Genomic DNA, 9,258 nt, shown 5'->3' on the forward strand with positions numbered 1-9,258 from the left:
AAAAATCCCTCGCCAGTCATTAACCAGTGACTGTTGGCGGCGACTTCTGGATCAGGCTCCTAGCAAAAGCCAGATGCCTGCCGGGATGCCGAACGCTTCCCAGTGAATGATTGTGGCGATGAACCACAGGATGACAGCGATCAGCCATACTATGCCGATATTTCCGAACCTGCGCACATTGAGCCAGAAGGACGTGTTGCGTTGCCATGGTCCAAATTCGCGGGTGTTTTGGGCGAGTTTGCGCTTGTCTTGAAAGTGTGAGCCCAGCAGCCCCAGCAGGATCAGCGCGCCCATGAAAATGATCACTCGCGCTTGGGGTGCAACGATCATGTGCCCCAGCGCCCAAAGGCTGAAGCCCCACATCATAGGGTGGCGGGTGATCACGAACACGCCCGATGGAATGACGGTGCCGAGCCCCGCAGCCTTTACGCCTGGCAAGGCTGGGTTGCGCGCAAACGAGGGCAAGATCAGCGCCGTGGCGGTGATCGTCAGCAGGCTGCCGATGGTCCATGCAAGCGGGTGCATGCCGTTCCACAGCGGTGTTGTGTGGGCTGCCCTATCGAATGCGACTGCCGCCCAGCCGAATGCACAAAGCGACACTACCGAATAGACCAGCAGAAACGATTTCGCGCCACAAGCCGAAATCAGCCGCTGACGGAATGGCCCCGACATAAGAAAATGCGAGAGCACAAAACTGGCCATGGCGATGACCAAATGCATGATCGAGCTATCTATCGGCATCGCAAATATACCCTGCGTTTATATTTATCGGCATCCAAAATCGAATCGAGGTTCTTGAAAATTTTTAAGAACCGACCGGGGCCTATCTTTAGCCTTAGGCCTTGTGGTTTGGTCAGCGCTTATCCCAAAGTTAACGCCATGTCTGCCCGCATTGGCCCAAGATGGGACCATAGTGGACATTTCGGAAGGGTGCTGTGCGCAGTGACACAGGCTGCGCCGGCGCGCGGGATATCTCGAAGGCGGGTAACAAAGCCTAAGTCACCCCGTGCATGAGCTTTTTCAAAGGTACAGCGACGACCAGCAGCACCACCCCGATACCGACCGAAATCCATCCGATCGTGGTGAACACGCCGACATAAGTTTCAAGGCTGACCTTGAGGTTGGTCACTTGTCCGCCAACCGTTTCCACGCTGGCGATTTGTGCGACCAAGCCCGCCACATATTGCGCAACCGCGATGGACAGGAACCACACACCCATCATCATGCCGACAATGCGCGCCATCGAAAGCTTGGTGATCATCGAAAGACCGACGGGCGAGATGCACAGTTCGGCCATCGAATGGATCAGATAAAGGCCAGCCAGCCAGAACAGCCCGACTTTGAACTGCGCATCGGCGAATTGCGAACCCCACACCAGCAGCAGGAAGCCGCCGCCAACGCCCATCAGCGCCACTGCAAACTTGACGGGGATCGATGGTTCTAACCCGCGCCGCGCCATGGCGTTCCACATCACGCTGAACAGCGGGGCAAGCGTGACGATGAACAGCGCGTTGAAGATCTGCGTCTGGCCTGCGGGCATGACATAGACCGGATCATCGCCGAAGCCTTGCGCGCGGGCATAGACCATGCCCAGAAAGCCCGAGACCATCACCACACCAAAGCCGATATTCAGTTTGCGGCGCGTGGCAGGCACTTCGCCATGGCCAAAGAACCACGCCAGCGCCCAGCACAAGCCGCCCAACAGCACAGCAAAGAACGCGTAATAGCTGGCCGGAATATCGCGGAACATCGCAAACAGCGGGCGGGTCCAGCCCACTTCCAGCATGGTATTGCGTTCGGCAAACAGGGTGAGCGAGGAGCCAGCCTGTTCGAACAGGGTCCAGAACACGGTGTTGAATACGATCAGCACCATCGCGGCGACCATCATCTGGAATTCTACGCGGTTGCCCGCGGTCAATGCCCAGATCAGGATGCCGGGCACGGCAATCAGGAAGGTGCCGAACATCAGCTTGCCCATGATCGGCAGGCCGAGAAAATAGCCCGCGATACCTTCACCAGCCTGAGGCGGCACATAGGCCATCAGGTTCATGAACAGGAACCAGAACAGCGGCACACAGACCAGCGCCGCGCCATAGATTAGCCAATCCTTGCTAGCGTCGGCACCGACCGGACGTTCGCCATAGCCGTTCAGCCGCCCGCCATCGAACTGCACCAGCAGCCACGAGAAGGTCATGCCCAGCGCGGCCAGGCCAAAGCCTGCCCACCAGCCCACCGCTTCGGCAAGGATCGGGCAGAAGAACTGCGAGATCAGCGAGCCGAGGTTGATGCCCATGTAAAAGATGGTGAAGCCCGCATCACGCCGCCGGTCTCCTTCGGCATAAAGTGTGCCGACCATGGTTGAGATGTTGGGTTTGAAAAAGCCGTTGCCAACCGTGACAATCGACAAGCCGACCAGCATGAGCGCGACATGGAAGGGCGAGCGTTCGCCATCGGATTCAAAACCGCCGGGCGCAATCCGTCGGGCTTCGGAGCCATCGGCGGCTTTCAGCGAAACTGATTTGTCATCATTGCCAACGATTTGCAGGCGCTGTCCGCCCATTTCGAGCGAGCGTACTTCGGTGCCGCCCGTTTCGGTTACGCTGACCTCGTAACGCTGGCCTTCAATCGTGGCATATGGCTTGGCCGCCTCGCCGCCAAAGCACAGCATGAAATAGCCCAGTGCCATAAGGATTGCGCCGAATTTCACCGAGCGTTTCGATCCCAGATACCGGTCGGCGATCAGCCCGCCGATCAGCGGGGTGAGATAGACCAGCGCGGTGAAGCCGCCATAAATGCCGGTGCTGGTGGTATCGTTGAACAGGAAATGCTTGGCGAGATAGAGCGTCAGGATCGCCCTCATGCCGTAATAGCCGAAACGCTCCCACATTTCTGTGGTGAACAGGCGCTTCAACTGCGCGGGATGGCCAAACCAATCACCGTGGGTCGGCTGGGCAGGGATAGGGGCGCTGGTGTTGTCCGAAGCCATAAGGGCGAGTGTTCTCGTCGTTGGTGCCAAGTGTCAAGCGCCTCTCCCGGGCGCAGCATCTTGCGCTTTAGTGGCATGAACGGGGCTGGCAAGAAACTATTTTCAATCGTAACCAGTCTGCGCTGCAATTGGCCTGCGGTATAGCCGAGGCCCTGTTATGTTCTCTGACGCAAGCGTTGCGTGCATTGCTGTATTATGGCAGTGCATCACCTATGAACAATCCCGGTCGTCCGATCTATTTGCGCTTGAGAGATCACATATGTGTGGGCATTCTTGAAGGGCGCTTTGCCGAGGGTACGATGCTGCCCTCGGTGCGATCCTTTGCGGCAGAGCAAGGTGCCAACCCTTTGACGGTCGCCAAGGCCTACCAACAGTTTCAGGATGAAGGTTTGGTGACGGTCCAGCGGGGGATCGGGATGTTTGTTGCAGACGGGGCCGTTGCAGCGTTGCGCGCGCGCGAGCGCGAATCATTCCTAACGGAAGAATGGCCAGCCATTACCATTCGAATGCAACTATTAGGCCTAAAGTTAAAAGATTTGGGTGAATTGGCCTAAATCCGTTCAATTTGATGGACTGAAGGCGGAATCAAGCGATTGTAAAGCCCGTTCTGGCGTGGCAGGAATACTTAATGCGTTTTTACGGGGGTATGAGCGCAGGGGTCGTCAACACGGGGGACGCAGCCATAGCGTCTGGCGGAGGGTATCGGATGATTAGGTCGGAGCTGTTGCAGGCGCTCGCAAAAGAGTGCCCGGATATGCGCAGCGAGGAAATCGAGCGCGTGGTTGACGTGTTCTTTGACGAAATTGCCAAGCGTCTGGCCGATGGCGGACGGGTTGAGCTTCGTGGCTTTGGCGCGTTCTCGACGCGGGATCGCGATCCGCGCAAGGGCCGCAATCCGCGCACGGGCGAAACCGTTGAAGTTCCCGGCAAGCGCGTTCCCTATTTCAAGGCCGGCAAAGAAATGCGCGTGCGGCTTAACGCCGACTAACGCATCGTTTGCCCACACAAAGATGTACGAGCCGCTGCAACGGAAAGTTGCGGCGGCTTTCTTGCTGTGGCAAGCGCGGCTTGTGCATGCGGACGTGGCGGAATGGTAGACGCCAGGGACTTAAAATCCCTTGATCTTTGATCGTGCGGGTTCGAGTCCCGCCGTCCGCACCAAGCATTTACAGGGTTTTTGGGTAAACTAGGTTGCTTCGCGAACCTACGGCATAAGTGGTTTGTGTAATTCTGGTGCAATCGCGGCAGAAAAAGCAGCGTCCATCTTTGCAACTGATTGGTCGACGTGGTCATCTGAGAGGTGGGTGTATCGCAGAACCATTGCGAGGGTCTTATGCCCGCTGATTCGTTGCACAGTGGGGAGGTCTACGCCTTCTTTGATCAATCCCGTGATGGCAGTGTGTCGCATCACGTGAGGTGTGACCTTGCCAGGGTCAAGCATTGCACGTTCAACAGCCCGGCGGAACTGCTCACTCATCTGCTGGCGGTGTTCATGCTTCGCGCCCTTGCGGCTTGTGGGGAACAGCCAGGCATTTGGCTCACCGAGTTGCTTGTGCTCTTTCCCCAATAAGGCGGCGAGGCTTGCCGGGATGGGCTGTTCGCGCTGACCGGCTTTGGCTTTGCCGATGTAGATCCGTCGGTTGACATGGTCGATATCTTCCCATCGGACGCGTAGTATTTCGCTGTGGCGCATGCCAGTGCCCATTGCGATGGCAGTGAACATCCAAGTGAGTGGATCTTGATCTGCGAGGGCTGCTTGCATTAAAGCGCGTTTGTCATCGTCAGTGAGAACAACGATCTTTTTCCGAGCCTCCTCGCCTTTAGGAATCTTGGGTTTCTGGTCGGCACGTATCCACTTCCATTCCACTGCACGATTGAGAAAGTGGCTAAGGCTCGAAAGCTCGCGATTAGTGGTTGCGGTGGCGGCTCCGTTTTCGCGGCGCTGCTTAACGTATTGCGAGATACTGAAATCGGTTAACTGGTCTAGGCGTTGCCCCTTGAAGTAGGGGGCAAGGCGTTCGAGCAAGTGGCGGCGCTTGGGTCCAATATTCCGGCCATGCATAGGGTGGTGTTCTATCTGCGTCAGATATTCACTGGCGGCATTCTGGAATGTGCGATGCACCTTGCGGCCACTTGGCAGGTCGAAACGCCCTTCGCGTGCTTTAGTCCGAAGTGCCTCGATCGTACGTTCAGCTTGTTCACGTGTGACACCTTCACTCTCCCGACCGACAACACGATGGATGCGTTGGCCATCCACCATAATGTTGATGCAGTAGCGGAGGTCACCGCTATTCAAGCGTTCAGCGCTGATTCCGTGCTCATTAATGCGCTGACCGGAGTTGAGGTTACGGATTGCCGGGCGAGTGAGGCGAGTGAATTTCAGAGCCATCGGACAAACAACCAAACTAGTTCATCTACACGCATTTCTTCTCCACGATTTCTCCTTTGGCGGGTTTCATCGTTAGTGATTCGTTGCCAAAGGCTACGGCCCAATTTCTCTGTCTCAGCGTACGCCATCATGACCTCCTTCGCTGACTGAATCGCCTCAGCTCGAAGTTGATCCAGATTCTGCAGTTCAGCATGTGCGCTTAACGCGCGCATCTTTGCTTTCTCGTCCTTTATGGCGCTGATTGCTGCTTTTTCTGTATGACGTGGTGGCATGCCCAGCCCTCGGCCAACAGTTGGCCAAGCAAAGTCAACGACAGTGGCGCCAGCGCTGGCGATCTCAGTTACCAGTGCGCATTGCCGATCATAAATCTCTCTTATGGGCACGATCGCAGCGCGTATTTCCGCTTCCTCTCCAGGCAAAAGGGGCTTGGCCGTGCGTATCGGACCTTCGCTCAACATCACGCTGACCGCAGCCCAGGTCTCCAGATCCTCGTGCCAGCATTTCTTAGTGACTTTTTCCAAGTCCTGGATCCGCGAAATTAACTGGCTAATCAGCTGCAGCGTTGGCTCATTAACCCCCGCCAAGATCGATGCACGATACTCAACTTCGTGTGGCAAACTTCGGTCAGAATGCGAAGCATCAGCGGTAAAGCGTTGGAAAACGTCCGGATCAAACCGTGTGCCGATGAGCATTCTTTTTTGCCCAGTGGGCTTTGATGGTCGTCCCAAGATCGAGACCTTTCCATAAAACGTACGCGAAACGTATCCGTCAACCTATGTGAAACGTTCGTATAGGCGTATTTAGACGTTCCTCGCAACATTCGGGAACGTTCCAATGAAAGAAGTCGAAGATGACCTTGTCCGAGTGCGCATCCTCCCTGACCGGCGCGTAAATCGCCGCGATGCGGGGGTCATCCTCGGGCGCGAACCCAAGACCTTGGCAGAATGGAAGATGAAAGGGTGGGGCCCAAAATCGATCTCCGTCGGTGGTCGTGAGTTCTACAATTACGATGAGTGCCTTGCCATGGGGCGCGGCGAGCTACCGATCAAACCCCGCCGAAACGTTTAGAGGCTCATTTGTCATGGTGGATCTAACCGCTATCGTGCGCAAATACAGGGGAACGGTCTCCCACGGGCAAGCAGTAATTCCAACACCTGGGCATTCCCCGCATGACCGTGGTGCTACGATTAAGGCTTTGGCTGGCGCACCTGAACCTTGCTCCAGAAACAAAAACCGGGCCGCCGATGGCGATCAGGATCTGTGGAATGCTTTGGTCAGCGTTTCCGCAGAATCCCTCAACCTCTCCGCTCACCGCGCTCAGCACCTAATCGGCACTTGCGGTTACTGCCTCGAACTTTGGGTCACGCTGGCAATCAGAATGACAGGAGGCATCTCAGCATGATCGACATTCAAGCAATCCGCGCCGCCAACGATCTGCCTTCCATTGCGGCTGCACAAGTAAGGCTCAAGCGTTCGGGCAATGAGTGGAAGGGCTGCTGCCCTTTCCACCCAGACCAATCCCCCAGCTTCACCATTTATAATGGCGGCCAGCGCTTTCAATGCTTTGGATGTGGCGCAGAAGGCGACGTACTCGATTATGTCGCCAGGCTGTATCGCGTGGGCATGGTCGAAGCTGCCAAGGTGCTGTGCGCGGGTGAACTCCCAACGGTTGAATTGCCGAGCCTCCCCGTTGCCAGCCGGGCGAGTCGCACCGCAGAGGCGCAGGCCATATGGGAAAGGGCCATTCCGGCAGCTGGCACGCTTGCTGAGACTTATCTTGCTTCGCGGCGCATCTTTCGGCCTATACCACCTGATATCCGCTTCTCGCGGCTCCCTTATGGCAACTCAAACCCGTTGCCGTGTCTGGTGGCTGCGGTGCGCGATGTTTCAGGTGATGTTATCGGGCTGCAACGAATTTACTTGCGCAACGATGGCAGCGGAAAAGCCAACCTGCCCAAGGCCAAACTGTCGCTCGGTAAAGTGGCAGGGGGCGCAATCCGCCTCGGCGATCTTGACGCGTCTGGCAGTATGACGGTTTGCGAAGGGCCTGAAGACGGCCTGTCGCTGCTGGAAACGATGGGTGGGCCGGTCTGGGTAGCAGCAGGCGCGACCTTCCTGCCTGCTATGCAATTTCCGCCTGAGATCCGCTCTATCATTATCGGTGCTGATAATGACGAAGCAGGCGCGCGCGCAGCTGACAAGGCTGCAAAGGCATTCGTCAAGCAGGGCTTGGCGGTCCGTATCATTCGCCCGCTGACGGGTTTCAAAGATTGGAATGACGAATTGAGAGGGGTGCGCTCGTGATGGCGACCGTTAAATCTATTCAAGACCGGCTCACAGCCGCACCGGTGATCGAGCCGGAAGTCTTAGGCCCGCAACTGCCATTTGGCTTTCACTTAACACCCAAGGGACTGTTTCAAGACCAGGATGGCGACAACGGGCCGCTTTTGCTGTGCGGGCCGATGGAAGTGGTAGCGCAAACCCGCGACCAGCATAGCACGGCCTGGGGTATTCTGCTGCGTTGGAAGGATGATGATTCCCAGCCGCACCAATTGTCGGTTGCCCGTTCGTCGCTGGCAGGGGACGGGCGCGAAGTTCGGCAAGATTTAATGCACGGGGGGCTTTACGTCGCACCTTCACCCAAGGCTCGAAATGCGCTTCAGACCTTCTTTGCGTCGGTCAAGATAGATCGGCGGGCGCGGGCTGTGGCGCGTGTCGGCTGGGCTGATGGCGCATTTGCCCTTCCCGATCGCACGATCTCAGGCGGCGGCAATGATCTGGTTGTGTATCAGGGCGTGGGTGCAGTTGATCATAGTTATCGCAGCGGCGGCACCTTGGCAGGCTGGCAAAAGGGCGTTGCCAGTCATGGTATCGGTAACAGCCGCATTGCCATTGCGCTTTGTGCGGGATTTGTCGGGCCGCTGCTTGAGGCCGTGGCCGGCGAAGGCGGCGGTATCCATTTGCGTGGGCAATCATCCATCGGCAAATCTACCGCCTTGCTGGCAGCGGCAAGTATCTGGGGACCACCTACCTTTGTGCGCCAATGGCGGGCGACGGCAAACGGGCTGGAGGGCATTGCCGAACAGGCCAACGAAACGCTGCTAATACTGGATGAACTTGCGCAGCTGGAGGCCAAAGAAGCCGGAGGTATCGCTTATATGCTGGCCAATGGCTGCGGCAAATCCCGCGCATCACAAGCAGGCGACGCAAAGGCGGCGCGGCGTTGGCTGACGTTCTTCCTATCGTCTGGCGAGATTAGTCTGGCCGAACATGCCAGATCTGACGGCCGAGAGCGTCGTTCTGCGGCCGGGCAAGAGGTGCGGATACTCGACATTGAAGCCGATGCCGGCAAAGGGCTGGGGTTGTTTGATACTCTGTGTGATTATGCGAACGGCGATGCGCTTGCGCGCGCAATCAAAAGTGCAGCGGCTGAGCACTATGGCCATGCCGGGCCAGAATTTGTGCAGCGCCTGATCGGCCAATTGGACGTGCAGGCTGCGATCATCCGCAAAGGCATCGACATCTTTGCGACTGATTGCCAGCCAGCCAACGCCTCGGGGCAGGTGAAGCGAGCCTGCCGGCGCTTTGGCCTCATTGCGATGGCTGGCGAGATTGCAACCGAGCTCAAAATCCTGCCATGGGAACCGGGCGAAGCGACCGGCGCAGCGAAAGAGATCTTTGAAGGGTGGCTGACAGCGCGGGGCGGCGCTGGTGCTGCGGAAGATAGCGCGGCGATAGAACGGGTCGCGAAGTTTCTGACAGCACATGGTACAGCGCGTTTCCAGCCAATGGAGAGTGAAAGCCCAACGGTCATCCATAATCGGGTGGGCTTCTGGCGTTTGGATCAAGACAGGCGCCGAGAATACCTCATACAGAATGCGTT

General features: G+C 57.2%; 9 protein-coding genes and 1 tRNA gene. 6 read left to right on the top strand and 4 right to left on the bottom strand.

The features are described 5' to 3' along the window. Window positions 1-51: 51 nt before the first annotated feature. Together IP81_RS17390 and IP81_RS17395 are read right to left on the bottom strand one after the other, a co-directional pair. The gene (locus IP81_RS17390) at window positions 52-741 is read right to left on the bottom strand and encodes an NnrU family protein (RefSeq protein WP_054109263.1); all 690 of its coding nucleotides are present in this window, start codon (window positions 739-741) and stop codon (window positions 52-54) included. A gap of 253 nt (window positions 742-994) precedes the next feature. Then, window positions 995-2,986, bottom strand: coding sequence for a peptide MFS transporter (locus tag IP81_RS17395; RefSeq protein WP_054109264.1), 1,992 nt, complete (start codon window positions 2,984-2,986; stop codon window positions 995-997). Between the two features lie 212 nt (window positions 2,987-3,198). Between IP81_RS17395 and IP81_RS17400 the strand changes: the two genes are divergently transcribed. The 3 genes from IP81_RS17400 to IP81_RS17410 all read left to right on the top strand — a co-directional run bounded on the left by IP81_RS17400 (window position 3,199) and on the right by IP81_RS17410 (window position 4,147). Further along, the gene (locus tag IP81_RS17400; RefSeq protein ID WP_054109265.1) at window positions 3,199-3,540 is read left to right on the top strand and encodes a GntR family transcriptional regulator; all 342 of its coding nucleotides are present in this window, start codon (window positions 3,199-3,201) and stop codon (window positions 3,538-3,540) included. 152 nt (window positions 3,541-3,692) lie between these two features. Continuing rightward, the gene (locus IP81_RS17405) at window positions 3,693-3,974 is read left to right on the top strand and encodes an integration host factor subunit beta (RefSeq protein WP_054109266.1); all 282 of its coding nucleotides are present in this window, start codon (window positions 3,693-3,695) and stop codon (window positions 3,972-3,974) included. An 88-nt stretch (window positions 3,975-4,062) separates the two neighbouring features. Then, window positions 4,063-4,147 (top strand) — tRNA-Leu (locus tag IP81_RS17410). Window positions 4,148-4,190: 43 nt separating this feature from the next. Here the strand turns inward: IP81_RS17410 and IP81_RS17415 are convergent. Continuing rightward, a complete protein-coding gene (locus IP81_RS17415) occupies window positions 4,191-5,375 on the bottom strand; it encodes a tyrosine-type recombinase/integrase (RefSeq protein ID WP_054109267.1) in 1,185 nt (394 codons plus the stop codon). After that, window positions 5,366-6,067 carry a hypothetical protein gene (locus tag IP81_RS17420; RefSeq protein ID WP_054109268.1) on the bottom strand — a complete coding sequence of 234 codons (702 nt, stop codon included), beginning with the start codon at window positions 6,065-6,067 and terminating at the stop codon, window positions 5,366-5,368. Before IP81_RS17420 ends, IP81_RS17415 begins: the two co-directional genes overlap by 10 nt. 142 nt (window positions 6,068-6,209) lie before the next feature. On the opposite strand from IP81_RS17420, the gene IP81_RS17425 reads away from it, so the two are divergent. From IP81_RS17425 to IP81_RS17435, 3 genes are all read left to right on the top strand, one after another. Continuing rightward, window positions 6,210-6,443, top strand: a complete 234-nt coding sequence (locus IP81_RS17425) for a hypothetical protein (protein WP_054109269.1) — start codon at window positions 6,210-6,212, stop codon at window positions 6,441-6,443. A gap of 330 nt (window positions 6,444-6,773) precedes the next feature. Further along, a complete protein-coding gene (locus tag IP81_RS17430; RefSeq protein WP_054109270.1) occupies window positions 6,774-7,679 on the top strand; it encodes a CHC2 zinc finger domain-containing protein in 906 nt (301 codons plus the stop codon). Next, window positions 7,679-9,258: DUF927 domain-containing protein (locus IP81_RS17435; protein ID WP_157573329.1), on the top strand; the 1,580-nt coding region annotated here is incomplete at its 3' end. The genes IP81_RS17430 and IP81_RS17435, both read left to right, overlap by 1 nt.

Origin of the sequence: Novosphingobium sp. AAP83, assembly GCF_001295795.1 — a bacterium.
GTDB lineage: Bacteria > Pseudomonadota > Alphaproteobacteria > Sphingomonadales > Sphingomonadaceae > Novosphingobium.

Bases quoted from the DNA above. Each gene is read 5' to 3' on its own strand.
- IP81_RS17390 (WP_054109263.1), bottom strand. From the start codon at position 741: ATGCCGATAGATAGCTCGATCATGCATTTGGTCATCGCCATGGCCAGT.
- IP81_RS17395 (WP_054109264.1), bottom strand. From the start codon at position 2,986: ATGGCTTCGGACAACACCAGCGCCCCTATCCCTGCCCAGCCGACCCAC.
- IP81_RS17400 (WP_054109265.1), top strand. From the start codon at position 3,199: ATGAACAATCCCGGTCGTCCGATCTATTTGCGCTTGAGAGATCACATA.
- IP81_RS17405 (WP_054109266.1), top strand. From the start codon at position 3,693: ATGATTAGGTCGGAGCTGTTGCAGGCGCTCGCAAAAGAGTGCCCGGAT.
- IP81_RS17415 (WP_054109267.1), bottom strand. From the start codon at position 5,375: ATGGCTCTGAAATTCACTCGCCTCACTCGCCCGGCAATCCGTAACCTC.
- IP81_RS17420 (WP_054109268.1), bottom strand. From the start codon at position 6,067: ATGCTCATCGGCACACGGTTTGATCCGGACGTTTTCCAACGCTTTACC.
- IP81_RS17425 (WP_054109269.1), top strand. From the start codon at position 6,210: ATGAAAGAAGTCGAAGATGACCTTGTCCGAGTGCGCATCCTCCCTGAC.
- IP81_RS17430 (WP_054109270.1), top strand. From the start codon at position 6,774: ATGATCGACATTCAAGCAATCCGCGCCGCCAACGATCTGCCTTCCATT.